The 25,338-nt window shown below is 63.2% G+C and carries 25 protein-coding genes; 8 read left to right on the top strand and 17 right to left on the bottom strand.

Features of this window, described 5'->3' with window-relative positions; genetic code table 11:
* Position 1: 1 nt before the first annotated feature.
* Positions 2–607, bottom strand: a complete 606-nt coding sequence (locus QCE73_RS14850) for a septal ring lytic transglycosylase RlpA family protein (protein WP_187608158.1) — start codon at positions 605–607, stop codon at positions 2–4.
* 662 nt (positions 608–1,269) lie between these two features.
* Between QCE73_RS14850 and QCE73_RS14845 the strand changes: the two genes are divergently transcribed.
* The 3 genes from QCE73_RS14845 to QCE73_RS14835 all read left to right on the top strand — a co-directional run bounded on the left by QCE73_RS14845 (position 1,270) and on the right by QCE73_RS14835 (position 3,100).
* Positions 1,270–1,914, top strand: coding sequence for an MBL fold metallo-hydrolase (locus QCE73_RS14845; protein ID WP_309881850.1), 645 nt, complete (start codon positions 1,270–1,272; stop codon positions 1,912–1,914).
* Entirely contained in the window at positions 1,911–2,546 is a 636-nt protein-coding gene (locus QCE73_RS14840; protein WP_309881848.1) for an exonuclease, read from the top strand. The genes QCE73_RS14845 and QCE73_RS14840 overlap by 4 nt, the downstream gene beginning before the upstream one ends.
* A gap of 95 nt (positions 2,547–2,641) precedes the next feature.
* Positions 2,642–3,100, top strand: a complete 459-nt coding sequence (locus QCE73_RS14835) for an Lrp/AsnC family transcriptional regulator (protein WP_008352298.1) — start codon at positions 2,642–2,644, stop codon at positions 3,098–3,100.
* Between the two features lie 7 nt (positions 3,101–3,107).
* On the opposite strand, the gene QCE73_RS14830 is transcribed toward QCE73_RS14835, so the two are convergent.
* From QCE73_RS14830 to QCE73_RS14820, 3 genes are all read right to left on the bottom strand, one after another.
* Positions 3,108–4,295, bottom strand: coding sequence for a cation diffusion facilitator family transporter (locus QCE73_RS14830; RefSeq protein WP_309881846.1), 1,188 nt, complete (start codon positions 4,293–4,295; stop codon positions 3,108–3,110).
* Positions 4,296–4,483: 188 nt separating this feature from the next.
* On the bottom strand, positions 4,484–4,786 hold the full coding sequence (locus tag QCE73_RS14825) for an H-NS family nucleoid-associated regulatory protein (RefSeq protein ID WP_035499508.1): 303 nt from the start codon (positions 4,784–4,786) through the stop codon (positions 4,484–4,486).
* Between the two features lie 365 nt (positions 4,787–5,151).
* On the bottom strand, positions 5,152–5,832 hold the full coding sequence (locus QCE73_RS14820) for a pyridoxamine 5'-phosphate oxidase family protein (RefSeq protein WP_309881843.1): 681 nt from the start codon (positions 5,830–5,832) through the stop codon (positions 5,152–5,154).
* A 154-nt stretch (positions 5,833–5,986) separates the two neighbouring features.
* Here QCE73_RS14820 and QCE73_RS14815 point away from each other — a divergent pair, with 154 nt between their 5' ends.
* The gene (locus QCE73_RS14815; protein ID WP_309881841.1) at positions 5,987–7,210 is read left to right on the top strand and encodes an MFS transporter; all 1,224 of its coding nucleotides are present in this window, start codon (positions 5,987–5,989) and stop codon (positions 7,208–7,210) included.
* 54 nt (positions 7,211–7,264) lie between these two features.
* On the opposite strand, the gene QCE73_RS14810 is transcribed toward QCE73_RS14815, so the two are convergent.
* Positions 7,265–8,410 (bottom strand): branched-chain amino acid ABC transporter substrate-binding protein, encoded by a 1,146-nt coding sequence (locus tag QCE73_RS14810; RefSeq protein WP_035499507.1) that lies wholly within the window; start codon positions 8,408–8,410, stop codon positions 7,265–7,267.
* Between the two features lie 541 nt (positions 8,411–8,951).
* Here QCE73_RS14810 and QCE73_RS14805 point away from each other — a divergent pair.
* A complete protein-coding gene (locus QCE73_RS14805) occupies positions 8,952–9,656 on the top strand; it encodes a dienelactone hydrolase family protein (RefSeq protein WP_309881838.1) in 705 nt (234 codons plus the stop codon).
* Positions 9,657–9,694: 38 nt separating this feature from the next.
* On the opposite strand, the gene QCE73_RS14800 is transcribed toward QCE73_RS14805, so the two are convergent.
* Together QCE73_RS14800 and QCE73_RS14795 are read right to left on the bottom strand one after the other, a co-directional pair.
* On the bottom strand, positions 9,695–9,877 hold the full coding sequence (locus QCE73_RS14800; RefSeq protein ID WP_016346751.1) for a hypothetical protein: 183 nt from the start codon (positions 9,875–9,877) through the stop codon (positions 9,695–9,697).
* 208 nt (positions 9,878–10,085) lie between these two features.
* Positions 10,086–11,366: an MFS transporter gene (locus QCE73_RS14795; protein WP_309881837.1), complete on the bottom strand. Its 1,281-nt coding sequence runs from the start codon at positions 11,364–11,366 to the stop codon at positions 10,086–10,088.
* Positions 11,367–11,688: 322 nt separating this feature from the next.
* On the opposite strand from QCE73_RS14795, the gene QCE73_RS14790 reads away from it, so the two are divergent.
* The 3 genes from QCE73_RS14790 to QCE73_RS14780 all read left to right on the top strand — a co-directional run bounded on the left by QCE73_RS14790 (position 11,689) and on the right by QCE73_RS14780 (position 13,901).
* Positions 11,689–11,901, top strand: coding sequence for a hypothetical protein (locus QCE73_RS14790; protein WP_014192763.1), 213 nt, complete (start codon positions 11,689–11,691; stop codon positions 11,899–11,901).
* 62 nt (positions 11,902–11,963) lie between these two features.
* Positions 11,964–12,995 (top strand): serine/threonine protein kinase, encoded by a 1,032-nt coding sequence (locus tag QCE73_RS14785; RefSeq protein ID WP_035499492.1) that lies wholly within the window; start codon positions 11,964–11,966, stop codon positions 12,993–12,995.
* Positions 12,996–13,172: 177 nt separating this feature from the next.
* Positions 13,173–13,901, top strand: coding sequence for a PepSY-associated TM helix domain-containing protein (locus QCE73_RS14780; protein ID WP_309881835.1), 729 nt, complete (start codon positions 13,173–13,175; stop codon positions 13,899–13,901).
* Between the two features lie 64 nt (positions 13,902–13,965).
* Here the strand turns inward: QCE73_RS14780 and dinD are convergent, their stop codons facing one another.
* The 10 genes from dinD to QCE73_RS14730 form a co-directional block, all read right to left on the bottom strand.
* The gene (gene dinD / locus QCE73_RS14775; protein WP_309881833.1) at positions 13,966–14,826 is read right to left on the bottom strand and encodes a DNA damage-inducible protein D; all 861 of its coding nucleotides are present in this window, start codon (positions 14,824–14,826) and stop codon (positions 13,966–13,968) included.
* Positions 14,827–15,004: 178 nt separating this feature from the next.
* Positions 15,005–16,219 (bottom strand): PepSY domain-containing protein, encoded by a 1,215-nt coding sequence (locus QCE73_RS14770; RefSeq protein WP_309881832.1) that lies wholly within the window; start codon positions 16,217–16,219, stop codon positions 15,005–15,007.
* Positions 16,220–16,314: 95 nt separating this feature from the next.
* Positions 16,315–17,334 carry an XdhC family protein gene (locus QCE73_RS14765; protein WP_187608148.1) on the bottom strand — a complete coding sequence of 340 codons (1,020 nt, stop codon included), beginning with the start codon at positions 17,332–17,334 and terminating at the stop codon, positions 16,315–16,317.
* Positions 17,307–17,858: a carbon monoxide dehydrogenase subunit G gene (locus QCE73_RS14760; protein WP_309881831.1), complete on the bottom strand. Its 552-nt coding sequence runs from the start codon at positions 17,856–17,858 to the stop codon at positions 17,307–17,309. The genes QCE73_RS14765 and QCE73_RS14760 overlap by 28 nt, the downstream gene beginning before the upstream one ends.
* Entirely contained in the window at positions 17,849–19,033 is a 1,185-nt protein-coding gene (locus QCE73_RS14755; RefSeq protein ID WP_309881830.1) for a VWA domain-containing protein, read from the bottom strand. Before QCE73_RS14755 ends, QCE73_RS14760 begins: the two co-directional genes overlap by 10 nt.
* Positions 19,034–19,035: 2 nt before the next feature.
* Positions 19,036–19,929: a MoxR family ATPase gene (locus tag QCE73_RS14750; RefSeq protein WP_309881829.1), complete on the bottom strand. Its 894-nt coding sequence runs from the start codon at positions 19,927–19,929 to the stop codon at positions 19,036–19,038.
* A 5-nt stretch (positions 19,930–19,934) separates the two neighbouring features.
* Complete coding sequence (locus QCE73_RS14745) at positions 19,935–20,735, bottom strand: xanthine dehydrogenase family protein subunit M (RefSeq protein WP_309881828.1); 801 nt, start codon at positions 20,733–20,735, stop codon at positions 19,935–19,937.
* Between the two features lie 13 nt (positions 20,736–20,748).
* Complete coding sequence (locus tag QCE73_RS14740; RefSeq protein ID WP_309881827.1) at positions 20,749–23,121, bottom strand: xanthine dehydrogenase family protein molybdopterin-binding subunit; 2,373 nt, start codon at positions 23,119–23,121, stop codon at positions 20,749–20,751.
* Between the two features lie 56 nt (positions 23,122–23,177).
* Positions 23,178–23,654, bottom strand: coding sequence for a (2Fe-2S)-binding protein (locus tag QCE73_RS14735; protein WP_035499479.1), 477 nt, complete (start codon positions 23,652–23,654; stop codon positions 23,178–23,180).
* Positions 23,655–23,875: 221 nt separating this feature from the next.
* Positions 23,876–25,333 carry an amino acid permease gene (locus QCE73_RS14730; protein ID WP_309881825.1) on the bottom strand — a complete coding sequence of 486 codons (1,458 nt, stop codon included), beginning with the start codon at positions 25,331–25,333 and terminating at the stop codon, positions 23,876–23,878.
* Positions 25,334–25,338 lie beyond the last annotated feature (5 nt).

Raw genomic sequence — 25,338 nt, 5'->3', positions numbered from 1 at the left:
ATCAGTTGACGCTGTCGTCGGCAAGCGCTTGCGCCTGCTCTTCGCGCGCCGCACGCGCTTCCTGCTGCGTGAGACCTTCGATCTTCACCTTCTGCGTGCCTGCGCCGCGCATGCCGAGCACCGCCGCGGCGGCGTACGACAAGTCGATCACGCGTCCGCGCACATACGGTCCACGGTCGTTGATCTTCACGACCACCGTCTTGTGGTTGGACTCGTTCGTCACGCGCACCCACGACGCGAGCGGCAGCGTGCGGTGAGCAGCGGTCATCGCGTTCATGTTGAACTTTTCGCCGCTCGCGGTCTTGCGGCCATGGAACATGCGGCCGTACCACGACGCCTTACCCTTCTGTTCGAAGCTGCCGGCGTCGGGACCGGTCGTGATCGGCTCGGCGCTCGAAAGCGACTGAGCCTGGTTCGGCTTGTCGGCCGGAAGTGCGGAAAGGTGCGAATCGAACGCGAGCGGCGCCGTCGAGCGGGCACTGCTCGTGCTCAGAGAGTCTGTCTTCTGAGGATTGGCTGCGACATCGCCCGAACCCGGCGCGGCGCAACCCGCCAGCACACCAACTGCTAGCAGGCTTCCGACATGTCGAATAAATCGAGCATTCATAGACGTGTTTACGATAAAAGGAGCGGCCGCGCTGCGCTGGTCGGCGCGCGCATGGCTGCTCGAGGCTTTGCCGTGCAAAGCAGCACGCCGCTCGGTCAAGCGAACGGCGAACTGTGCTCGGATGCGGCGCACTCGTGCCGCAAACGCCCGGTTATTGTTCACGTCTGGCGCAACCTGTCCCCGGCAGCCTGACCAGACCCCACAAGCCGCCATCGAACGTGGCATCACATTCGTGCGCTGAAAAATTCATCAAAGCGCAGGAACGGCGGCGTAGGCCCCATCCGGCGTAACGGCTGCAAAGCCATCTGACAGACGCGCGGCGTCTGGCCGGACAAGACGTGTGCACCTACTGGAGGTGCTTGAGTTGCAATTGCGAGGCTTTTGGCCCCGAACAGCGTACTGACAGCGATTGTAAAAACGCACTAGCGTTTCAACCTTCGCTTATTGACGGCATGGTTGGATCCATGCACAAGTAGTGCCATTATACAAAAAAACAGCGGTTCGTCTCGCCAAACCCAACGATCAGTCATTGATTTTCGCTATGAGCGTAAGAATTGCCGATATTTACGGGTTTTCCAGCGCTCGAACCGTCACCCTTGCGCGCGTTATGGCACCGGTACAATGAACGTTTTTACAGGCCTGCGCGTACCGACGACAGTCATATGAAAGTCATTCTCGTTCCCGTGACGCCCTTCCAGCAAAACTGTTCCATCGTGATCTGCGAGGCGACCAGACTCGCCGCCATCGTGGACCCGGGCGGCGACATCGAACGCATCATCGTGGAAGTGGAGCGGCAGGGCGTGACCGTCGAAAAGATTCTTCTGACGCATGGTCACCTCGATCACTGCGGTGGCGCGAAGGCGCTCGCCGACCATTACGGCATACAAATAGAAGGACCGCATCGTGAGGATGCGTTCTGGATCGATCAACTGCCCGCGCAGACTCAGCGCTTCGGCTTTTCGAACGCCGGGGCGTTCACGCCCGAACGCTGGCTGGCCGACGGCGACACCGTGCAGTTCGGCGACGAATCGATGGAAGTCTATTTCTGTCCGGGTCACACGCCGGGCCACGTCGTGTTTTTCAGCCGCGCGCACCAACTCGCGTTCGTCGGCGATGTGCTATTCGCCGGCTCCATCGGCCGCACCGATTTTCCGCGCGGCAATCACGCGGAACTCATCCGTTCGATCCGCGAAAAGCTCTGGCCGCTCGGCGACGACGTCACCTTCGTTCCCGGTCACGGCCCGGCATCGACATTTGGCGAAGAGCGGCGCACCAACCCGTTCGTGCGCGACGGAGTGACAGCGTGAACGCGATTCCCGAAATCTACGTCAGCACCGACGTCGAGGCCGATGGCCCGATTCCCGGCCCGCATTCGATGCTGAGCTTCGCCTCGGCAGCCTTCACGGCCGACAAGCAGCTCATCGGCACCTTCTCCGCGAATCTAGAAACGCTGGAAGGCGCGGCGCCGCATCCGGTTCAGGCCGCATGGTGGAAAACGCAGCCCGACGCGTGGGCCGCGTGCCGCAAGGATTTGCAGAAGCCGGAGATCGCACTGCCGGCTTATGTCGACTGGGTGGAGGCGCTGCCTGGCAAACCGGTGTTTGTCGCGTATCCGGCGGGCTTCGACTTCACCTACATGTTCTGGTACATGATGCGCTTTGCCGAGCGCTGTCCTTTCTCGTGGTCGGCGCTCGACATCAAGACGCTCGCCTTCGCGATGACCGGCCTGCCATACCGCAAGGCGATCAAGCCGCGCCTGCCGAAGCATTGGTTCGACGAGTTGCCGCATACGCATGTCGCGCTCGACGACGCGATCGAGCAAGGCGCGCTCTTTTGCAACATGCTCGCGGAGCTGCGGGCGTCGCAGGCCGCGCTGGCGCGGACATCGGCCGAATCGGACGAGATCGGCGAAGGTAAAACCGCGCAGTCAGGCCAATGAGTTAGGGAAACTCCCTCAGTGCAGGCGCTTTGCATTGCGTTTCTTTTCCGGCGCCTCTACCATGAGAGTCAAATCGCGACCGAACGGAGGCGCAGTTGACTCTCGATACATTCTCACAAAAAATCCTGCGTCTTCTGCAGCTCGACGCACGGCGCTCCGTTCAGGAAATCTCCGACCAGGTCGGCTTGTCGAGCACGCCGTGCTGGCGGCGCATCAAGGACATGGAGCAATCGGGCGTCATTCAGCGCTACACGGCGCTGCTCGACCGCGAGAAGCTCGGCCTGCACGTCTGCGCGCTCGCGCATATCCATCTGACGCGTCACACCGAGGGCGGCGTCGAGCAGTTCGAGCGCGAGATCGCGACCTGCCCGGAAGTGACCGAGTGCTACAGCACGACCGGCGAGTCCGATTACATCCTCAAGATCGTTGCGCCGGATATCAAGGCGTACGACGCGTTCCTGCACGATCGCATCTTCAAGATTCCTGCCGTCGCGCAGGTGCGAACGAGCGTCGTGCTTCGCGAAATCAAGTTCGACACGCAATTGCCGCTCTGAGCGGCGTTCAGCGTGGCGTATCGATCGCGCGCTTCGTCGTCGAGGCAGGCGCGAGATCGAGCGCCTGCGCCACGTGAATCTCACGCGCGCCGATCTTGCGTTCGAGCGCATCGAGATCGATCGACTTCAGCTTTTCGGCGGTGTCCTCTGCGCCTGGCGCGGGCAGCATGACATCCACATTGAAGCCGCTGCTCAGATAGTGCAGATTCAAAGTCTCCACTGCTAAACCCTGTCGCGCGAAAGCCGCGCGCACAGCGTCGCTGACGGTTGAACGCAACGGGAAATTGCCCGGCAACGGATTGAGTTCATCGAGTTCGGGATCGACATGAATGAGCGCGTCGATGACCCGCGTGTCGGCCAGCATGTTCGCGCGCGCCGATTCGGCGATGTAATGGCCTTCCGAAACCGAAATGAGCGGATCGACGAGTATGTGGGCATCGACGATCGCGAGATCGCCCATTTTGCGCGTCCGGAATTCGTGGACTTCGCGCACGCCGGGCGTCGTCAGCAAAATGGCTCGCAAATCGCCGGTGGTCGCCTGATCGAGTGCGCGATCTGAAAGATCTTGTAATGCGTCCCACGCGAACGTCCATCCCATTTTGCCGATCAGGAAGCCGACAAGCGCGGCGGCGATCGGGTCCAAAATCCGGAATCCCGCCAAACTGCCGATTATCCCGAGAGCGACAACCAGCGAAGAAGCGGCATCCGAGCGCGCATGCCACGCATTTGCGACAAGCATCGCGGAGCGCACCCGTTCAGCGGCGCGCAACATATAGCGAAAAAGCGCTTCCTTGGAAACGAGCACGATTATCGCGACCGCCAGCGCGCCGACCTTTACCGGCGGAATATCCTGAAGGTTGACGATTCGCGACCCGGCACGCCACAGCATTCCGACGCCCACCGCGACCAGTAATCCGCCGAGGAACAATGAAGCCACCGTCTCATAACGGTTATGGCCGTAGTTATGGTCGACGTCCGGTGCCGCGCCCGCGTGCTCGTTCGCAATCAGCACGATAAAATCAGACACAATGTCCGCCAGCGAATGAACGCCGTCCGCAATCAGTGCCTGAGAGTGAGCAAGAAAGCCTACGACGAGTTGCGCCGTGGTTAGCACGCTATTTAGCGCAATGCTCCGCCAGGTGGTTCTTCGGGCGACCTCCTGTTTTTCCGCGGTGCGCGTCGTCGAAAGCGACATGTAATTGAACTCGAGCCTTTCACCTTCGAATTTTATCAGCGGGTGAGTCTCGGAGCGTCTGGGCGCGCGCGGTATTTTGGTTCAGGATCAGCCGTCGAGCGACCGGCGATGCAAATTTATCAGCCTGCGAAATAAAAAAGGCCGCGTCATGTAACGCGGCCTATTTTTCGCATGATTCGGCTCAGAATTTACTTGCCGATCAGGAAGCTGTCCCGATCTTGTCCGGCGATCCACTTCGGCGGCTTGCCGCGGCCCGACCAGGTGCTGCCGCTTTCCGGGTCACGATATTTCGGCGCCACGCCCGAACGGCTACGCGCGGCCTTCGCGCCTTTCGCGCTCCGACCGCCAGCAAGTTCCTGAAGCGTGATGCCATAATCCGCCATCTTCTGCTTGATCTCATTAAGCACTTCGGCGTATTCGCGCGACTTCGCTTCTTCAATCTGACGTTCGAGAGACTCGCGTTGTGCGAGGAGTTCCTTGTATGACGGCATGGCAATTCCCTAAGTGGTTTGCTGACTTTGCGAATCAACGCGCTCGCTTTCAGTTATCAGTATCTGTAAAGCCTCGGACTGGGACGCAGATTAACACAGTTCCCATTAACGCGGCATGTGCGCATTGCCACTTAATAAAAAGTTTAGCAACTTTCTTCGTAACATTTGCCGAAAATTCCGAGTTTGGAGCGGTTGTTGATACGATCTAAAACGAGTTGATGAAACGATCCCCCGATGGCGTCATGGCATCGAATGAAAACAAGGCCAATAAATTCGGCCGGAAAATTTCATGAGATGGCAACTTGCCGCGAATCATTGAGACATCCGGTCACTCGAAGCGAAATCGGGTCGCAACAGATTCGGATTTATCGCACGGAAAAGTCGCCTTGCCGCTCGAAGCAATCGATAAGCGCAGCCTTCAAATCCTCGTTCGTCAGTTTCGGGTAATCGAACGTAAAACGATTGCGCGTCCCGGTAAGCAGCAAATCGCAGCCGTACCGGTCTACCCCCAATAAACGGAGATTCTCCGGCTGGCTCGTGTAAGCATCGAAATATTCGCAGAGCGACGATTCGTCCGCCGCACAAAGCGGTGGCAGCGAATCGAGCTCTTCGCCGGCGAGCCAGCCCATTGCACCGAATCCGCCGATATACCGCATGCGTTCCAGCGACATCACCCAGAAAGAGAAATCGCCGAGTTCCAGATATCGCGCAGCATCCGGGTGATAGCGCAGATAACGCTGCGCAAGTTCCGCGCTTTCCTCCGGCCGCGCCGGCGCAAAGCTGCCGAGCATGGTCAGGCGCTGGCCGTCCAGCACGCCGCCCTCCGCAGCGTGCGCGACCAGAAAACCGGCGCGCGCATCGGCGTGAAGATTGCGCGTGTGCTCGGCAAGATGGCTGATGAGCAACATCGGCACGTGGCGAGCGGTCGGCGCAAACGGCAGCGCGGTCGGGTAGGGAAAGCCGCGCGGCTCGCGCGAATGCGTGGCGAGCGTGCCTTCGGACACGCGATGCAGCAGATGAAGCGGCGCTTGCGACGGAATGTTCATCCGGTTCTCGTTCGTTGGTCGATCGTCGAACGATGGTAATGCAGCGCGTGCGAGCGTGTCGCCTGGCCGTTCGATAGAATCGAAAGCCTTCGCGTCCGATGGCATGATGTCCGGTCGCTTTCTCGTTTCACGCAATCTTCAAACGGCTTCTCTCGTGTCCGACTCGACTACCGCCTCCGCCGCCTGCGAATCCAATCCGACGCTCGCGCTGCATCGCAGCCTTCCCCACGGCACGCGCGTGCGCGCACGTTACTCGACGATGGCCGTCTTCTTCATCGCGGGCATGATGTACGCGTCGTGGGGCGTGCACGTGCCGACCGTGCGCGACAAGTTCGCGCTCAGCCCGGGCATGCTCTCGTTCGCGCTGCTCGCCGTCGCGGGCGGTTCGATCTTCGCGATGCTCACGGCTGGACCGTGGATCGCGCGCGCCGGCACGCGCACCGCGTGCCTGGCGGGCGGCATCACGATGATGATCTGCGGCTCGCTGATTCTGGTGACGCCCGCGTTCTGGCTGCTGCTGATCGTCCTTGCGATCTTCGGCTTCGGCATGGCGACGCTCGACGTCGCGATGAACGCCGAGGCCAGCGCGGTCGAACAGGCATTGAGTCGTCCGATCATGTCGTCGCTGCACGGCATGTTCAGCATCGGCGGGATGGCGGGCGCGGCCGTGGGCGGCGCGCTGCTCGCGCACGGTCTCTCGGCCGCCGCGCATCTCGCGCTGGCATCGGGCATCAGTCTGATCGTCCTGCTGGTTTCGATGCCCGCGGTGCTGCCGCACGTTCCTCATCACGACGAGCACGCGAAGGCGTCGTCGTCGAATCGCTGGCGTTCCGGCGCGCTGTGGGCGCTCGGCGGTCTCGCGCTGATTGCGCTGATCGCGGAAGGCGCGATGTACGACTGGGCCACCGTCTATATGCGCGATATCGTCGAGGCCACGCCGTCGGTGTCGAGCGCGGCCTACGCGGCGTTCTCCGGCGGCATGGCGGCCGGCCGCTTCGGCGGCGACGCGGTGCGCGCGCGTTTCGGCGCGCCGCAATTGATCTTCGGCAGCGCGGGACTCGCGTTCATCGGCATGGTGATGGCGCTCGTGTTGCCGAACACCATCGTCACGATGACCGGCTTCACGCTGATGGGCCTCGGTCTCGCGAACATGATGCCGGTGCTCTTCGCGGCGGCGGCGCGCGTCGAAGGGGTCACGGCGGCCGAAGGACTCGCGCAGGTCGCGGGCCTCGCGTACTTCGGCCTGCTGCTCGGGCCGGTGCTGATCGGCGGCGTCGCGCAGATCAGCACGCTGCCGATCGGCCTGTGCGTCGTGGCGGCCTGCTGCCTCGTCATCACGGTAATCGGGCCGCGCATTCTGAAGCGCTGGAAAATATAAAGCGCGCGGGCCTTTCGGCTCCGCGCGCTTCTCAAGACCGAAGTCCCGAGTCGATTACATCTTCACGACGTCGAGCAGCGTCTTCTTGCCGCCCTTGTAGTTGTACAGCGAGATCACGCCGTGCTTCAGATCGCCCTTCGAATCGAAGGTCGTCTGGCCGATCACGCCCTTGTAGTCCGTGTTCGGCATTGCGGCGACGATCTTGGCCGGATCGGTCGAGTTCGCGCGCTTCATCGCGTCGACGATGATGTACACCGCGTCATACGTGAACGGCGCGTAGATCTGGATCGGCTGGCCGAAGCGCTTCTGGAACTTGTCCGCGAACGCCTTGCCGCCGTCCATCTTTTCGAGCGCCATGCCCGCTTCCGAGCACACGACGTTGTCGGTTGCGTCGCCGGCCAGATCCGACAGCTTTTCGGTACAGACGCCGTCACCCGCGAGCACCTTCGCGCGCAGGCCGAGCTGCTTCGCCTGCTTGGCGAACGGGCCGCCGGTCGCGTCCATGCCGCCGTACATCACCGCGTCGGGGTTTTCGCCCTTGATCTTGGTCAGAATGGCGCGGAAGTCGACAGCCTTGTCGTTGGTCGCGTCATGCGAGATCACCTTCAGGCCGAGCGACTTGGCGGTCTTCTCGAATTCGTTCGCGAGACCCTGGCCGTACGCGGTCGAATCGTCGACGACGGCGACCGTCTTCACCTTCAGTTGCTTGGCCGCGTAGTTGGCGAGCGCCGGGCCTTGCTGCGCATCGGTCGCGACGACGCGATACGTCGTCTTGAAGCCTTGCTGCGTGTAGGTCGGGTTCGTCGCCGACGGGGAAATCTGCACGATGCCCGCGTCGCTGTAAATCTTCGAAGCCGGAATGGACGTACCGGAGTTCAGGTGACCGACAACGCCAACGACCTTGTCATCCACGAGCTTCTGAGCGACCTGAGTAGCGGTACGCGGGTCGGCTGCGTCGTCCTGCGCGTCGAGTTCCAGCGTGATCTTCTGGCCGCCGATCGTCAGACCCTTGGCGTTGATCTCTTCGACTGCGAGCCGCGCGCCGTTTTCGTTATCCTTGCCCAGGTGAGCAATGCCGCCGGTCAGCGGAGCGACGTGACCGATCTTGACGACCTGGTCGGCTGCTGCGGACGTTGCCAACGTAGCGAACAGCACGGCTGCAGCGCTGATCGGCAACAGTTTGTGAAGCTTGGTGTTCATGTAAGTCTCCAGTTTCGGTCCCAAAAACAACGTAATCGCCCTGTGCCCCGTCTTTCATCACGATCGCTCAGTCCCGTGGACGACCACGCCGGATGCATCGTCATGCACTTGGCAAGTCCTTCCGGCAGGCCGTTCGTGGCAGCCGCCATCCGCACTGCGCGCAAGTGTAGGGTTGTCAAATTAATTTAGGGAAGTTTTTTAAGATACTGGTGTCACTACCAATTAACGGCTAGTTGTGATGCGCCGCCATTTGTGGTGGTGTTCCCGCGAAGACGCCCTGTACATGCGGGTTTCCGCGACATCGGCGGGCAAAGGTTTGACCGTCATTCAAGTTTGACAGGCGCGCGCCGATAATCCCGGCCCGCCTGCATCATTAGCCTGTTTATTAAGGCTTCTTTCAGCTTGCGTTTAGATCGATGCCTCTAAAAACCGGCCACGCGTCAAACCGCGTGCCAAGCGCGCGCGGGCGTTCAGGGCGACTGAAAGGGAAAGCTGGCAAACTCACCCGGCCAACCTATTCACAAACGCAAGGAGTATCGACGTGACCGTATCCGTGACTTCCCGCTGGATCGACATTCCGGCCGATGGCGACAGCTTCCAGGGCTATCTCGCGCTGCCCAAGACAGGCACCGGACCCGCCGTGATCATCCTGCAGGAGATCTTCGGCGTGAATGCGCACATTCGCAGCGTCGCCGATCAATATGCCGCCGATGGCTATGTCGCGCTCGCGCCCGATGTCTTCTGGCGCACGCAGCCGCGCGTCGAGTTGGGTTACGAAGGCGCGGATCGCGAAAAGGCGATGGAACTGCTGCAAAAGACCAAGCTCGACACCGCGGTCGCCGATGTCGGCGCGGCCGCGAAGGCACTGCGCGCGCTACCCGAGGTGACGGGCAAGATCGCGGCGATCGGCTATTGCTTCGGCGGCCGGCTCGCGTATCTCGCGGCGGCGGAGGGTTCGGTGGATGTGGCGGTGGCCTACTACGGCGGCGGCATCCAGAACGCGCTGGATAAAGCCGATCAGGTGAACGTTCCGATGCAGTTTCACTACGGCGAACTCGATGCGCACATTCCCGCCGATGCGGTGGACGCCGTGCGTCAGAAATTCGCTGGCCGTGAGAATTCGGAACTCTACGTTTATGCGCAGGCCGATCACGGTTTCAACTGCGGCGATCGCGCGTCGTACAACGCCAAGGCTTCAGCGCTTGCGCACGGGCGCACGCTGAGCTTTCTCGGCGAGCACCTGTAATCGACCACTATGGCGAGCGCGCCCGCACGGGGCGCTCGCTATATCAGTGCAGGCAAGCCTTCGACGAGGAGAAATGCCGCGAGCACGCCGAGCAGCGCGCCGAACACACGCAGCGCGTTGTTCTTGAAATGCGTCGCACATGGAATGGCCCCGAGGAAGAGCGCGCCAGCGAGCGCCATCGGGATGATCAGGATGAAGTCGCCGATCGTGAAGTACGTCATAGTGCGTCTCCCATCGTCCTGCTTTCTGGCTTCGAGCGTCGCGCGTTGAAACCTGCATCGACGATTCGAGTATAGGCGTCTCTGTCGAAGACGTCGGCCGATCTTCGTGCGATGGGAAACCTGCCGGTTATACGAAAGCCTTGCGTAACAAGGCTTTAGACGCGGATATTTTTAAGCGGACGCGAAAAACCCTTAGCTGCGTTCTATTTCAACCGGCTTTCGATTTTCGGAAGAAGGTCGCGCGCTCGCGCCGATTCAGGTACGCAGCGCCCGCCAGCCCGACCAGCAGCAAAGCGCCGATCAGCCCGGCCACGCCCGTCCATCCGAACGCGGTCCAGAAGTGGCCGCCATACGATCCGATCACACTCGACCCGACGTAATAAGCGAGCAGATAAAGCGCCGCCGCCTGCCCTTTGGCCTGCGCGGCGAGACGCCCGACCCAGCCGCTCGCGACCGCGTGTCCCGCGAAGAATCCGAACGTCAAACACGCAATCCCGGCGATGATCACCGCCAACGCACTCGACAGCGTCAGCGCAATGCCGAGCATCATCAGCACGAGACTCGCGATCAGCACGCGGCCGCGTCCGAAGACATCGGCCATTTTGCCGGACCACGGCGACGCGACGACGCCCGTCAGATACACCGTGAAGATCGCGCCGATCTGCGTCTGATTCAACTGAAACGGCGCGCCGAGCAGCCGGTAGCCGACGTAGTTATAGAGCGTGACGAAGCTGCCCATCAGCACGAAGCCGATGAGAAACAGGAACGGCAAACCGCCGTGTCGCAGATGACCGGCAAGCGAGCGCCGATGATGCGCAAACCCGACGCCGCGCCGGGGCTTGAATCGTCGCGACGGCGGCAGGAGCGAGCGGAACGCGAACGTGGCGAGCAAACCGAGCAGCCCGATGCCGCCGATCGCGACGCGCCAGCCGAAGAGATCAGCGAGGATGCCGCTGATCACACGCCCCGCCATTCCGCCGATGGCCGTCCCGCCGACATAGAGACCCATCGCGAGACCGAGGCCTTCCGGATGCACTTCCTCCGCGAGATACGCCATCGCGACGGCGGGCACGCCGCCGAGCGCGAAGCCTGCGAGCGCGCGCACGACGAGCAGCGCGTGCCAGTCGGGCAACACGGCCGCGACGACCGTCAGCACCGACGACGCAAGCAGCGAAAGCGTCATCAAACGATGTCGGCTCCAGCTTTCCGAAACGAATCCCGCGATGAAGATCGCGATCGCGAGCGCCGCCGTGCTCACCGACACCGTGAGCGCGCTGACCGCCGGACTGACGCCGAACGCCTTCGTGAACTCGGGAAGCAGCGGCTGCACGCAATACAGCAGCGAGAACGTCGCATAGCCGGCGAACAGCAGCGCGAGCGATGCACGCCAGTAGGCGCGCGAACCGCGTTCGAGATACGGCGCGGCGTCGGCGGTCCGGTCTGCGTTGTGGTCGGCGTTCGGGCGCTGCGGCGCCGGTGAAGCGTTCACGAATGAAGTCTCCGCTGAAAAACCTTCAACGATACGCCGATCCTAAGGGTTTTGCCTAATGCGACACACCCATTTCGCCGACGATCACCAGTAATTAGTGCTAGCCGTCTGCGATCGGCAACATAACGGGGCGAATGGCGTCGCGCCGACGCGTCGCGATGCGCTAAAGTAAGAGCACAATCGTTCATGAAAGCCGCGCCTGTCGCGCTTCCCGCCACAAAGACGCGGCGATTGTCTGGTGCACGAGCCGTTAAAAGCCTGTGCTTGGTGAAATATATGACCGGCGTTTTATCCTCAGCCGGCGTTGAAACGGGGATTCATCGTGCAAATCGGTTCGATTGTCCGCTCTGTGCATATTGCCGTGCCTCAAGGGGCGCGCGGCATCGTGATGCGCATTCTCGGTGACATGGCGATGGTCGCCTGGTACGCGGGCGAGCCCGGCGTGACCCAGTTGCTCAATACGGAGCCGTTCTTCCTCGAAGACCTGATCGATACGGGCGATGTCGTGCGGCCGTCGAACACGGTCGTGCATTGAACGGCGCCGCGCCGCATTGATGTAATGATGCCGCCCGCGCGAAGGCCGGGCACAATGCCGGGATGAACTCGATCCATCCCGATTCCCAGGGCGCGCCCGCCGACGACGCGCCGCCCTTCTCCGGCCTTACGCCCGAGCGCGTGCTCGATGCGCTCGACAGCGTGCTGCTTCCCGCGGGCACGCGCACCGATGGCCGCCTGCTGCCCCTCAACAGCTACGAAAACCGCGTGTATCAGGTGGGCGTCGAAGACGGCGCGCCGGTGGTCGCCAAGTTTTATCGTCCGAAACGCTGGTCGAATGCGGCCATTCTCGAAGAACACGCGTTCGTCGCCGAGCTCGTCGCGCGCGAAATTCCGGCCGTTCCGGCGCGCGTGCTCGAAGGCGCGACGCTGCACGAATTCGAGGGTTTCCGGTTTTCGATCTTCGAGCGGCGCGGCGGACGCGCGCCCGATCTCGACCGCAGCGACACGCTCGAATGGCTCGGGCGCTTCATCGGGCGCATTCATGCGGTGGGCGGGATAGAGCCTTATCGCGAGCGGCCGACGCTCGATATCGACACGTTCGGCCACGAGCCGCGCGACTTTCTGCTGACGCACGCCTTTGTCCCCGACGATGTGCGCGAAGCCTGGGAAACCGTCGTGTCGATGGCGCTGGAAGGCGTCGCGCATTGCTTCGACCGTGCGGGCGACGTGCGGCATTTGCGTGTGCACGGCGACTGTCATCCGAGCAATGTGCTGTGGACCGACGCGGGTCCGCATTTCGTCGATTTCGACGATAGCCGCATGGCCCCGGCGATCCAGGATTTATGGCTGCTGCTTCCAGCGGGACGGGCGGACGCATCGCGCGCGCTCACGGATTTGCTCGCCGGCTACGAAGACTTCTGCGAGTTCGATCCGCGCGAGCTGCATCTCGTCGAAGCCTTGCGCACGCTGCGGCTGATCCACTACTCCGCGTGGCTCGCGCGCCGCTGGAACGATCCGGCGTTTCCCGCCGCCTTCCCGTGGTTCAACACGCAGCGCTATTGGGAAGACCGCATTCTCGAATTGCGCGAGCAAGTCGGCGCGATGCAGGAAGGGCCGCTCTGGCCCGTCTGAAATTTTTCGTGACATTCACAAACTGTCAGGCAATCGCAAAGCATTGAAAAGTGCTTTTGCGCATGTAATGATAACAATTCTCATTTGCCCGCCTTTCGTCGATCGCTGCGCGTTCATTCGCGACTAGCCGATCGGGGCGCGGCTTTGCCTGCCAACGCCCGAATTCTGGAGAGACGCGTGAACGCGCCTGAAACCCTCAATCCGCAGCCGTCCGCGACGAGCGGCCCGACGCACTATCGTCCGCATGGGCGCCTCATCGACGATGCCGAGCAATTCGTGCGCAAAAACCGCTCGCGCCGCTCGACGTTTCTGAAGTGGCTGCGCAAGGTGCACGGCTGGATCGGCTTGTGGGGCGCGCTGCTTGGTCTGCTGTTCGGGACGACGGGCTTTCTGCTGAATCATCGCGCGCCGCCGCTGCGCATTTCCACCGGCGAGCCGCAGGTTTCGCAGATGCAGATGCCGCTGCCTGCCGAAGGCTTCAAGACACCGCGCGACATGGGCGCGTGGCTGAAGAAGGAATTGAAGATCGAAGGCAATCTCGGGCGTGCGCGCCGCGAGCCGGCGCATCCGGTCGGCTGGGGCGACAAGACCACGATGCAGCCGGAGCAATGGTCGGTGATGGTCGCATCGCCAGGCGGCAGCGTGATGGCGGAGTACTGGGTTGCCAATAACTTCGTGTCGGTGAAACGCACCGAAAACACCTTCCTCGCGATGATGACCAACCTGCACAAGGGCGTGGGGCTTAGCGTGGGCTGGGTGCTGCTCATCGATACGTTCGCGGGCAGCATCATTTTGCTGTCGCTGACGGGCGTGCTGCTGTGGACCGAGCTGAACAAGAAACGCACGGCGGGCGTGGTGATCGTGGCGGCATCGCTGATTGCGGCGATTGTTTGCGGGTTGATGTGAGCGATCCGGCTTTTCGCGCCGACCATTTCGGTGACGTCACCGAAATGGTCGGCGCGGCCTGGATTCATGGCGCCGGATTGTCGTCTACGTCCTGCCTCTGTTGATCCAGGGATCTCTTCTGTGCCCGCTCGACCTGCTGAATGCTCGACTGTGGCGTGGGCAGTGCCTCGGGCATTGTTCCGCCGAGCTCACGAATAGTCTGACGCACCTTCGAGCCGACTTGAGTGTGCGTGTCATTGGCGTTCTGCTTGCCGCTGACCCCGTCGCGCCGCAACTTGTCTTCTGTCTGGGTGGCACGGAACAGATTGGCGGCAAGTTCAGTGCTGCCCATATGGTCCAAGATCTTCTGGCTTTTCTTGAGCCCTTTTCTCCCGTGAAGGTCTCTGGCGCCGAGGCCACCGTAGAGCCCCTTGTAGCCGTGGTCCTGAAATATTGCGTAGTCGAGTGTCGTCTCCACTCCGGCCGCGCGCGCCGCCGCACCAAGCGCCTTGTTGTGATGAGCCAGCTCTCCGCGAAGCATCAAGCGACGCTGATCCTCGGACATGCCCGAAAATGCTTTCTCGTCGCCAAGTTCCTGACGGCGCGTCTGAAGCGCAAAGTACGTCTGGCCGTTCGCGATCACCGGCTTCGATGGATCACCGTTCTGAACGATCAAATAACACGCGTACCTCGACAGGGTGACATCGGACACCGGCCGCTTCGCGCCGGACCCTAGCCGGACCATTTTGGTGACGTCACCAAAATGGTCCGCTACTCGATGCCCGGATCGCTCGCACGCGATCCTGGCCTTCTCGATCACCTGAGCGAAGTTTCGCCAGTCCTGATAGTCCAGCAACGGTGAAAGGGTCGCGCGCGAACCAGAATTCACTGTCATCCGCGCTGGTTTGCTTGATGCTTTCGAATGTCCCGTGATGATCTGCTGCAATGGTCTCTCTGTCAGCCATGCCCTGTCTCCCGATGATTGCGGCCCGAGTTCGAGCCGTACTGCGCGATGGCAGTCGGGCATGACTCTAAGCGTCGACGAGAGGCAGATCTCCACGGGAATTCCGAATGTTCGATATGAGACTTTGGTGGTCTCTCCGAGCCTGCAGCTCAGCAGAACATCATCGGCGTTGCGCCTTCTTTCCCCGGTTATGCCGCGTAAGCCACAAATAAAGCCCGCTCCCCAGCACGACAACCGTCAGCACATCGAACACCGCCCAGAAGACCTTGAGCGGCATCCCGCCGAAATCGCCGAAATGCAGCGGCTGCGAGCCGAGCAGCACCTTCAGATACCACGGCAACTCACGTGCGTCGGTGAGCGCGCCCGTCGATGCGTCGACGAGCACCGGCCGCAGCATGCGCGTCGTGAGGATGCCATCGCCGCGCATCCACACGGCATAGTGATGCGGGCTGGCAAAACGCGTCCCCGGAAACGCGACGAACGACGGAATCATGTCGGGCGCGACCTGCCGCGCGGTCTTCACGGCATCGTCGACGGAAGCGCGCACGGTCACCGGCGGCTGTCCGCGATACGGCGCGACCATCTGCGCGAGCTGATCGTTGCGCCACGCTTCGAGCATCAGATCGGCGAGCGTGTTGATCGATCCGGTCGCGCCGACGAGCAACGCCCACGCGAGCGTCAACATGCCGATCGCGTTATGCCAGTCGAGCCAGACGACTCGCCGCTTCTTCTTCAGGCGCACGCGGCCCAGCCCGACCTTGCGCCAGAACGGCAGATACACGACGACGCCCGATACGATCGCCGCAAGAAACACGACGCCCATCGCGCCGAGAAAGAGCTTGCCGAACAGCCCGGCGAACATGTCGATGTGCAACTTCAGCAGAACGAACTTGAGCGAGCCTTTGCCCGGCGGCATGCCGAGCGGCCGCGCGGTGCGTGCGTCGACGGTCGTGCTCAACGTATCGTCGGGCGGCGTGTCGGCGTGCGGCGCCGTGACGACAATTGGCAAGAGCGGATCGTCCGGCTCCCAGATCATGTATTGCGGCACATGGCCGGGATGCTCCGCGAGCGCGGCGCGCAGCACGGCGTCGTAGCTGGCGCGCGCATTGGCCTGCGATGCGGGCAGCTCGGGCGCTTCGATCGCATCGCCGGTGAGGATGTCGAGTTCGTGGCCGAACACGAGCGGCAGCCCGGTCAGACACAGCAGCAACATGAACGCCGTGCAGACGAGACTCGTCCAGCGATGCACGATCGACCATATGCGCAGCGCGCGCTGGCTCATGTGGCGCTTCGCCGTGTGTTCCTCGGCGACGCGAGGCGATGCGGCCGGCGCGACAGCGCGCCGGTCGTCGCCGGTCAAAACCTTGCCGGGCATTCGATGAAGACGTTGAACTGAGAGGAAAAGGCTTCGCGTCGGCCGATCCGGCCGAGCAAATGAGAACGACTATTATATAGCCGTGCGACGCGCACTCAGACGCCGCACACCTCGCCTTTCCCCGCGACCTCACGCGCCGCCTTCGCGCCTTCGACCTGAAGCAGCTCGGGCAACGACACGCCGTTCTTCGCCGCCGTCACCTCCGCGAGGATCGACACGGCGATCTCCGGCGGCGTCCTGCTGCCGATATAGATTCCCACCGGCCCATGCAGCCGCGCGAGCTCGGCTTCGCTCAGATCGAACTCCTTCAGACGCTCGCGACGCGCCGCGTTATTGCGCCGCGAACCGAGCGCGCCGACATAGAACGCGGGCGTCTTCAACGCTTCCATCAGCGCGAGATCGTCGAGTTTGGGATCGTGCGTGAGCGCGATTACCGCGCAGCGCTCGTCGAGCTTCATGTCCATGACGGTGTCGTCGGGCATGGAGCGGACGATCGTCGTGCCCGGCACGTTCCACTCTTCCGTGTATTCCTCGCGCGGATCGCAAACGGTGACCTGATAGTCCAGCCCGACCGCGATGCTGCACAGATAGCGCGACAACTGCCCCGCGCCGATCACCAGCATGCGATAGCGCGGACCGTGAATCGTCAGGAGCCGCTCGTCGTCGAACAGGACGCCATCGGTGGCTTGCGCGGGTTCGAGGCGCACGCCGCCCGTCGCCATGTCGAGAATGCGCGCGACGAGCCTGCCGCTCTCGACCGTCGCGCACAGTTCGGCGATGCCGCTCGACATCGTCAAGGGTTCCAGCACGAGCTGGATCGTGCCGCCGCACGGCAGGCCGAAGCGATGCGCTTCTTCCGCGCTGATGCCGTACTTCACCGCTTCCGGCTTCGTCTGCTCGATGCCCCGCTGCCGCACGCGATCGATGAGATCGTCCTCGATACATCCGCCCGACACCGAGCCGACGACGTGACCATCGCCTCGCACGGCGAGCATCGCGCCTTCCGGCCGCGGCGACGAGCCCCACGTCTTCACCACCGTCACGAGCAACACGCGATGCCCCTCTTCGAGCCATCGCGCGCTGTTCTTCAGGACTTCGAGATCCACGCTGTCCATGATTTCTTTCCTTTCTCCTGCCCTTCCTGCACTTCTGCGCCGTTTTCATCGGCGGCGGCTGCATCCTGTGATTCCGGCGCGCCCTGCAACTGCGCACCGAACCGCTTGAAAAATTCACCCGCAATCTTACGCGCCGCGCCGTCGACGAGCCGAGAGCCGATTTGCGCCAGCTTGCCGCCGACCTGCGCGTTCGCGCTGTAGCTGAGCTTCGTCGTGTCGGCTTCGTCGCCGGGTTCGAGGTTCACGGTCGCGCTGCCCTTGCTGAAGCCGGCCGCGCCGCCCTGCCCTTCGAACACGATCGTGTAAGTACGCGGAGCATCGATATTCGTCAGCTCCATTCTGCCCTTGAAGCGCGCCTTCACCGGTCCGACCGCCGCCGTCATCGCGACGTTGTAGGCATTCTCGCCGTCGGCGTCGATGCTGTCGCAGCCCGGAATGCAGGCCTTCAGGATCGACGTGTCGTTGAGCGCTTCCCACGCGCGCGCCTGCGGCACCGGCAACGTGTGTGTTTCGGTCAGTTCCATCGCGGGCCTCCCAGAGGCTTGTGTTGCGACAGGACGGCGAGTTCGCGGCCCACGGCGCCGAGGCTGTCGAGGTTATGGGCCGCGAGCATCGCATCGACGTGCGGCAAGATCGCGCGCACGCCTCGCGCGCGCGGCGTGAAATCGGCGAAACGCAACAGCGGATTGAGCCACACGAGCCGATGCGCGAAGCGCCTAAGTCGCTGCATCTCGGCGTCGAGCACGTCGATGGCTTCGTGGTCGAGTCCATCGGTGACGAGCAGCACCGTCGCCCGACCTGCCAGCACGCGGCGCGCCCAGCGTCGATTGAACTCCGCGAGCGTCGCGCCGATGCGCGTGCCGCCCGACCAGTCCGCCACGTTCTGCCCGAGCGCCGCGATGGCGACATCGGGATCGCGTTCACGCAATGCGCGCGTCGCGTTGGTCAGGCGCGTGCCGAACAAGAATACCTGCAGACGCTCGCGCGACTGCAAAAGCGCATGGCAGAAATAGAGCACGGCGCGCGAGTAAGCGCTCATCGAACCGGATATGTCGAGCAGCAAGACGAGCGGCGGCCTGCGCTCGACCGCCGCGCGATACTTCCACACGGTCCAGTCGCCGCCCGAACGCACGGCATGACGCGCGCTCGCCTTGAGATCGGCGTGCGTGCCGCGCGATGCGGCCTTCAGCCTGCGCGTCGGCTCGGTCGCGAGCGGCATGCGATGCGCGCGAATCTGATGCCGCAGCGTGCGCCATTCGTCGGCGCTGAGCGTATCGAAATCGCGGTGGCTCAGCCGTTCCTGCGAACTGAACGTGATGCGCGCGTGCGCCTCTTCCGGCTTCGATTCCGACGCCTGCGCCTTCGATGCCGCGGCGCGCGCCGCCAGCGCATCGGCGAGACGGTTGTTGCGCTTCGGCGGCGGCACGCCGCCCTTCACCTTCGGCAGCAACAGCGCGCGCAGCTTGCCTTCCCAATCGGGATCGCGCCAGAAGAGATCGAATGCGGCGTCGAAGATATCGCGCTCGTCGCTCGCGTGAACGAGCAGGCACGCGAGCGTCGCGCGCACGTCGTCGCGGCGGTTCAGATCGACGAAGCGCAGCGCATCGAGCGCGTCCACCGCGTGGGCGGGCGACATGCCGAGACCCGCGCCCCGCAGGAGCCTCACGAAATGCACGACGTTGCGGGCGAACGGTTGCATCGTCATGGCGTGGCGGAGAGGCAGTGCGCGAGCGTGTCGGCGTCCATGCGCGCGAGGTCGTCCTGATACTTCAGCAGCACGCCGAGCGTGTCCTGCACCGACTGCGGATCGAGCTCCGACACCGACAGCGCCGCGAGCGCGCGGCACCAGTCGATCGTCTCCGCGACGCCCGGCGCCTTGAACAGATCCAGCGTGCGCAACGCGTGCACGAACTCGACGGCGCGCTTCTGCAAAGCCTGCCCCGCTTCCGGCGCGCGCGCCGCGACGATCGCGAGTTCCACGTCCCGCTCGGGATACCCAATCCACTGATAGAGACAGCGGCGCTTCAACGCGTCGTGGACTTCGCGCGTGCGGTTCGACGTCATCACGACGAGCGGCGGCCGCGCCGCGCGCACCGTGCCGTACTCCGGAATCGATACCTGAAAATCCGACAGCAATTCGAGCAGAAACGCTTCGAACGGCTCGTCGGCGCGATCGATTTCGTCGATCAGCAACACGCGGCGCGCGTCGGGATTCACGGGGTCGGGCAGCAACGCCTGAAGCAACGGACGCTTCAGCAAAAACTCGCCGCGATACAGCGAATCGTTCGACGGCGTTTCACCCGATGCTTCCGCGAGCCGCAGCGCCATGATCTGCCGCGGATAGTCCCACTCGTAGAGCGCGCTCGCCGTATCGAGTCCTTCGTAACATTGCAGGCGCAGCAACGTGGTGCCGCACAGGCCCGCCGCCGCTTTCGCGAGCTCGGTCTTGCCGACGCCCGGCTCGCCTTCGAGAAACAGCGGACGCTGCATCCTGAACGCGAGAAAGAGCGCCGTCGCGAGTTCGCGGTTCGCGAAGTACTGATGCTCGCGCAAACGCGCGAGCGTATCGTCGATGGAAGCGGGCTCGCCCTGCATCGCGATCAGAAGGACATCGCGCGCTCGATCGCGCGGCCCGCGAGCACAGGAATCAGATGCGCGCGATATTCGGCGCTCGCGTGCATGTCCGAGTTCAGTTCGTCGGGCAGGATCTTGATGCCGCGCGCCGATGCCACCGAAAAGTCCTTCGACAACGCCGCTTCCAGCTCGGCCGGCCGAAACACCGACGACGCCGCGCCCGTCACGCCGACGCGCACGCCATCCTTGAACTTCGCGACGAACACGCCGACGAGCGCGAAGTGCGACGCGGGATTGCGAAACTTCTCGTAGCCCGCGCGCTCGGCGAGCGGAAACTCGACGGCCGTGATCAGCTCATCGGGTTCGAGCGCGGTCGTGTACATGTCGATAAAAAAATCGTCCGCGCCGATGCGCCGCCTGTCCGTCACGACGGTCGCGTTGAGCGCGAGCACGGCGCTCGGATAGCACGCCGCCGGATCGTCATTCGCGAGCGAGCCGCCGATCGTGCCGCGCTCGCGCACCTGTCGATCGCCGATGCGGCTCGCGAGGTCCGCGAGGCCGGGCAGCGCCTTTTTCACGTCGGCGTTCGACGCGACGTCCGCATGACACACCGCGCCGCCGATGGTGAGTTTGTCGCCATCGAGCGTGACGCTTTTCATCGACGCGATGCGCGTCACGTCGATCAGCGCCGATGGCTGCGCGAGGCGCAGGCGCATCGTCGGAAGAAGGCTCTGGCCGCCGGCGAGAAACTTGGCGTCGTCGTTCGCGCTCAGCGCCGCGACGGCTGCTTTTGCTTCGTCGGCCTTCTGGTAGTCGAATGAGTACATTTTGTCGGTCTCCTCAAACGTTCTGCATCGCGGTCCAGACGCGGTGCGGCGTCGCGGGCATCTGCAAATCCTTCACGCCGAGCGGCGCGAGCGCATCGAGAATCGCGTTGATCACCGCCGGCGGCGAGCCGATCGCGCCCGCCTCGCCGCAGCCCTTCACACCGAGCGGGTTATGCGTGCAGGGCGTGCCTTTCGCGGTCTCGACGGTGAAACTCGGCAGATCGATCGCGTGCGGCATCGCGTAATCCATGAACGAGCCGGAGAGCAACTGGCCGGTGCTGTCGTCGTAGACGCAGCGTTCCAGCATCGCCTGGCCGATGCCCTGCCCCAGCCCGCCGTGCACCTGTCCTTCGACGATCATCGGGTTGATCACGTTGCCGAAATCATCGACCGCCGTGAATTTTTGGATGCGCGTTTCGCCCGTGTCCTGATCGACTTCGACTTCGCACACATACGCGCCGGACGGATAGGTGAAGTTGGTCGGATCGTAGAACGCGTTTTCGTTGAGGCCCGGCTCCATGGTTTCGAGTGGGAAGTTGTGCGGCACGTAAGCGGCGAGCGATACATCGACGAACGTCTTCGTGCGGTCCGTGCCCGCGACGCTGAATATGCCGTTCTTGAACTCGATGTCCTCCGCCGCTGCTTCGAGCAGATGCGCGGCGATTTTCTTCGCCTTCGCTTCGACCTTGTCGAGCGCCTTCATGATCGCCGAGCCGCCGACGGAGATCGAGCGCGAGCCGTACGTGCCCATGCCGAACGGAATGCGGCCGGTGTCGCCGTGAATGATCTCGACGTTATCGATCGAGACGCCGAGCCGGTCCGCGACGACCTGCGCGAAAGTCGTTTCGTGCCCTTGCCCGTGACTATGCGAGCCGGTGAAGACCGTGACCGAGCCGGTCGGGTGAACGCGCACTTCGCCCGCTTCGAAGAGGCCCGCACGCGCGCCGAGCGCGCCCGCCACGTTCGACGGCGCGAGCCCGCAAGCCTCGATGTAACACGAGTAGCCGATGCCGCGCAGCTTGCCGCTCTTCTTCGATTCCTCCTTGCGCGCCGCGAAGCCTTTGACATCGGCGAGTTCGAGCGCGCGATCGAGACACGCGTCGTAATCGCCGGTGTCGTAGGTGAGACCGACCGGCGTCGCGTACGGAAACTCGCGGATGAAGTTGCGGCGGCGCAATTCGACCGGATCGATGTTCAGCTCGCGCGCCGCCGTTTCCACGAGGCGCTCGACGACATACGTCGCTTCCGGACGGCCCGCGCCGCGATATGCGTCGACGGGCACCGTGTTCGTGAATACGGCTTTGACTTCGGCGTAGATCGCGGGCGTCGTGTATTGACCGGCGAGCAGCGTCGCATAGAGCACGGTCGGAATCGACGATGCGAATGTCGACAGATACGCGCCCATGTTCGCCGTCGTATGCACGCGCATGCCGATGAACTTGCCGTCCTTGTCCAGCGCGAGCTCGGCCTTGGTCACGTGATCGCGGCCGTGCGCGTCGGAGAGGAATGCTTCGGAACGCTCGGCGGTCCACTTGATCGGCCGCCCGACTTTCTTCGATGCCCACGTCAGCGCGACATCTTCCGGATACAGGAAAATCTTCGAGCCGAAGCCGCCGCCCACATCCGGCGCGATCACGCGCAGTTTCGATTCCGGCAGTTGCAGCACGAACGCCGCCATCAGCAAGCGCTCGACGTGCGGGTTCTGATTCGCGACATAGACCGTGTAGCTGTCGTCGTGCCTCGAATAGCTCGCGTTGACGGCGCGCGGCTCGATCGCGTTCGGCACGAGGCGCTGGTTCACGATATCGAGCGTCGTCACGTGCGCGGCCTGCGCGAACGCGGCGTCGGTTTTCGCCTTGTCGCCGTGGCCCCAGTTGTAGCAGACGTTGTTCGGCACGCTGTCGTGCACGAGCGGCCGGCCGGCATCCGATGCGCTTCCGGTATCGACGGTCGCGGGCAGTTCTTCGTAGTCGACTTCGATCAGTTCGAGCGCGTCCTTCGCCTCCTTCACCGATTCCGCGACGACGAGCGCCACCTGATCGCCCACATGCAGCACCTTGTCGTGCGCGATGACGGGATGCGGCGGCTCGTGCATCGGCGAGCCGTCGGTGCTGTGGATGAGCCATCCGCACGGCAGGCCGCCGACGTTCTCGCCCGCCATATCCTTGCCGGTGAAAATGCCGATCACGCCCGGCGACTTCATCGCCGCATCGATATCGATGCGCTTGATCCTCGCGTGCGCATGTGGCGAGCGCAGGAATACGCCGTAGCTTTGCTGCGGCATGACGACATCGTCGGTGTACTGGCCCGCGCCCGTCAGGAAGCGGTAGTCTTCCTTGCGTTTGACGCCGGCGCCGATCAATTTCTGTTGCTCAGGGGCATTCATCGCGGTCTCCTGTTCAAGGCGCGATTCATCGTTTTCGGGAGGGAGTCTGGGTGGCGTCAGGCGCTGGATTTCATCGCCTGCGCGCCCTGAAGAACCGCTTTCACGATGTTGTGATACCCCGTGCAGCGACACAGATTGCCGTCGAGCTGTTCGCGCACGTCTTCTTCGGAAAGATCGGGCGATTGCGTCGCAAGCGCGCTCGCGCTCATCACCATGCCGGGTGTACAGAAGCCGCACTGCAGACCGTGACACTCCTTGAAGGCCGCCTGCATCGGATGAAGCTGGCCGTCTTTCGCCATGCCTTCGATGGTCGTCACGCTCATGCCGTCCGCCTGCGCGGCGAGGATGTTGCACGACTTGATCGCGCGGCCGTCGAGATGAACGGTGCACGCGCCGCACTGCGCGGTGTCGCAGCCGATATGCGTGCCGGTGAGCCTGAGTTGATCGCGGAGAAACTGGACGAGAAGCAGATGCGGTTCGACGGTGGCGGTCACGGATTTCCCGTTGACCGTCAGGCTGATGCTGAGCGCCATTTTCACTGTCTCCTAGGGGATGACCAGCTTCACGCCACGCACCGCCTACTGCCGCCGTGAGCGTTCAGCCGGATTTGGTGTTATGTGTTTGTGACATCGAGTAAAACACAAATCGGCGGGCCTCGCTATCGGCGCGAACGTCCGTCCCATATTCACGCAGACTCGGCCGCAAAAGCAAAGCGCCGCCTCTCGGGCGGCGCTTTCGCAAGCAACGACGATGCTCAGTGCGTCACGGTTTCACGCTTCTTCTGCATGGCGGCGGCGGTGGCGGCGGGCGGCGCTTCGAGCGACGCGCGTCCGAGCACGGAGTGGCGGCGCGAGTACGCGAAGTAGATCGCGAGGCCGATCACCAGCCACACCGCGAACGCGATCCACGTCATCGCCTGAAGATTCGCCATCAGGAACAGGCACGACGCCACGGCGAGAACGGGCACCACCGGCACGCCCGGGCAGCGAAACGCACGCGGCAGTTCCGGATGCGTGCGGCGCAGGATCAGCACGGCGATGGAGACCATCGAGAACGCGGCGAGCGTGCCGATGTTGATCAGCTCGGCGAGCACGTTGAGCGGCACGAGCGCGCCGATGAGCCCGAAGAAGATGCCGACGATCCATGTCGTGAAGAACGGCGTCGCGAAGCGCGGATGCACCTTCGACAGCCGCGCAGGTAAAAGGCCGTCGCGCGACATCGCGTAGATCACGCGCGTCTGGCCGTAGCTCATCACGAGAATCACGGTGAGCATGCCGAGCACAGCGCCGAGATCGATGAAGCCCGCGACCCAGTTCTGTCCCGCCATTTGAAGCGCGAACGAGACCGGATGCGGATTGTTCGCGAACTGCGCCGCCGGCACGATACCCGTCACGACCGCCGCGACCGCCACGTACAGCACGGCGCACACGGCGAGCGACGAGATGATGCCGATCGGCAGATCGCGCTTCGGATTCTTCACTTCCTCCGCCGCCGACGACACCGAATCGAAGCCGATGAACGCGAAGAACATCACCGCCGCCGCGCCGAACACGCCGGACCAGCCGTTCGGCATGAACGGATGCCAGTTCGCCGGCTTGACGTGGAACACGCCCACGGCGATCACGAGTAGCACGACCGTCACCTTGATCGCGACCATGATGTTGTTGATGCGCGTGGATTCCTTCACGCCGACTGACAGCAGCGCCGTGATCGCCATCATCACGAGAAACGCGGGCAGGTTGAAGAGCGTCGCGTGGCCGGGCAGCGCGCCGGGCGCGGCGGACAGCGCCGACGGCAGCGAAATGCCGAAGCCCGACAGCAGCGACTGCAGATAGCCCGACCATCCGACCGACACCGCCGACGTCGCGAGCCCGTATTCGAGCATCAAATCCCAGCCGATGATCCACGCCGCGAGTTCGCCGAGCGTCGCGTACGAATAGGTGTAGATGGAGCCGGCGACGGGAATCGTCGAGGAAAACTCGGCGTATGCGAGGGCGGCGAAACAGCACGCGATCGCCGCGACGAGGAACGAAATCATGAGCGCCGGACCGGCTTGCACTGCGCCGGTACCGGTCAGCACGAAAATCCCCGTGCCGATGATGGCCCCGATCCCGAGAAACGTCAGATCGAGGGCGCCGAGCGTCTTCTTGAGCGACGTGCTGTGCGCGCCGGCCAGCATGTGCTCGATATTTTTCTTGCGGAACAACGACATTGCGA

The organism is Caballeronia sp. LZ029, assembly GCF_031451275.1.
Taxonomy (GTDB): Bacteria; Pseudomonadota; Gammaproteobacteria; order Burkholderiales; family Burkholderiaceae; genus Caballeronia; species Caballeronia jiangsuensis.
Note: the sequence above shows the minus strand (reverse complement) of the source record. Positions and strands in the feature narration are given on the sequence as shown.

Coding starts and splice junctions, on each gene's coding strand:
- QCE73_RS14850 (WP_187608158.1), bottom strand. CDS start 607: ATGAATGCTCGATTTATTCGACATGTCGGAAGCCTGCTAGCAGTTGGT.
- QCE73_RS14845 (WP_309881850.1), top strand. CDS start 1,270: ATGAAAGTCATTCTCGTTCCCGTGACGCCCTTCCAGCAAAACTGTTCC.
- QCE73_RS14830 (WP_309881846.1), bottom strand. CDS start 4,295: ATGTCGCTTTCGACGACGCGCACCGCGGAAAAACAGGAGGTCGCCCGA.
- QCE73_RS14825 (WP_035499508.1), bottom strand. CDS start 4,786: ATGCCGTCATACAAGGAACTCCTCGCACAACGCGAGTCTCTCGAACGT.
- QCE73_RS14820 (WP_309881843.1), bottom strand. CDS start 5,832: ATGAACATTCCGTCGCAAGCGCCGCTTCATCTGCTGCATCGCGTGTCC.
- QCE73_RS14810 (WP_035499507.1), bottom strand. CDS start 8,410: ATGAACACCAAGCTTCACAAACTGTTGCCGATCAGCGCTGCAGCCGTG.
- QCE73_RS14800 (WP_016346751.1), bottom strand. CDS start 9,877: ATGACGTACTTCACGATCGGCGACTTCATCCTGATCATCCCGATGGCG.
- QCE73_RS14785 (WP_035499492.1), top strand. CDS start 11,964: ATGAACTCGATCCATCCCGATTCCCAGGGCGCGCCCGCCGACGACGCG.
- QCE73_RS14770 (WP_309881832.1), bottom strand. CDS start 16,219: ATGCCCGGCAAGGTTTTGACCGGCGACGACCGGCGCGCTGTCGCGCCG.
- QCE73_RS14765 (WP_187608148.1), bottom strand. CDS start 17,334: ATGGACAGCGTGGATCTCGAAGTCCTGAAGAACAGCGCGCGATGGCTC.
- QCE73_RS14760 (WP_309881831.1), bottom strand. CDS start 17,858: ATGGAACTGACCGAAACACACACGTTGCCGGTGCCGCAGGCGCGCGCG.
- QCE73_RS14755 (WP_309881830.1), bottom strand. CDS start 19,033: ATGCAACCGTTCGCCCGCAACGTCGTGCATTTCGTGAGGCTCCTGCGG.
- QCE73_RS14750 (WP_309881829.1), bottom strand. CDS start 19,929: ATGCAGGGCGAGCCCGCTTCCATCGACGATACGCTCGCGCGTTTGCGC.
- QCE73_RS14745 (WP_309881828.1), bottom strand. CDS start 20,735: ATGTACTCATTCGACTACCAGAAGGCCGACGAAGCAAAAGCAGCCGTC.
- QCE73_RS14740 (WP_309881827.1), bottom strand. CDS start 23,121: ATGAATGCCCCTGAGCAACAGAAATTGATCGGCGCCGGCGTCAAACGC.
- QCE73_RS14735 (WP_035499479.1), bottom strand. CDS start 23,654: ATGGCGCTCAGCATCAGCCTGACGGTCAACGGGAAATCCGTGACCGCC.
- QCE73_RS14730 (WP_309881825.1), bottom strand. CDS start 25,333: ATGTCGTTGTTCCGCAAGAAAAATATCGAGCACATGCTGGCCGGCGCG.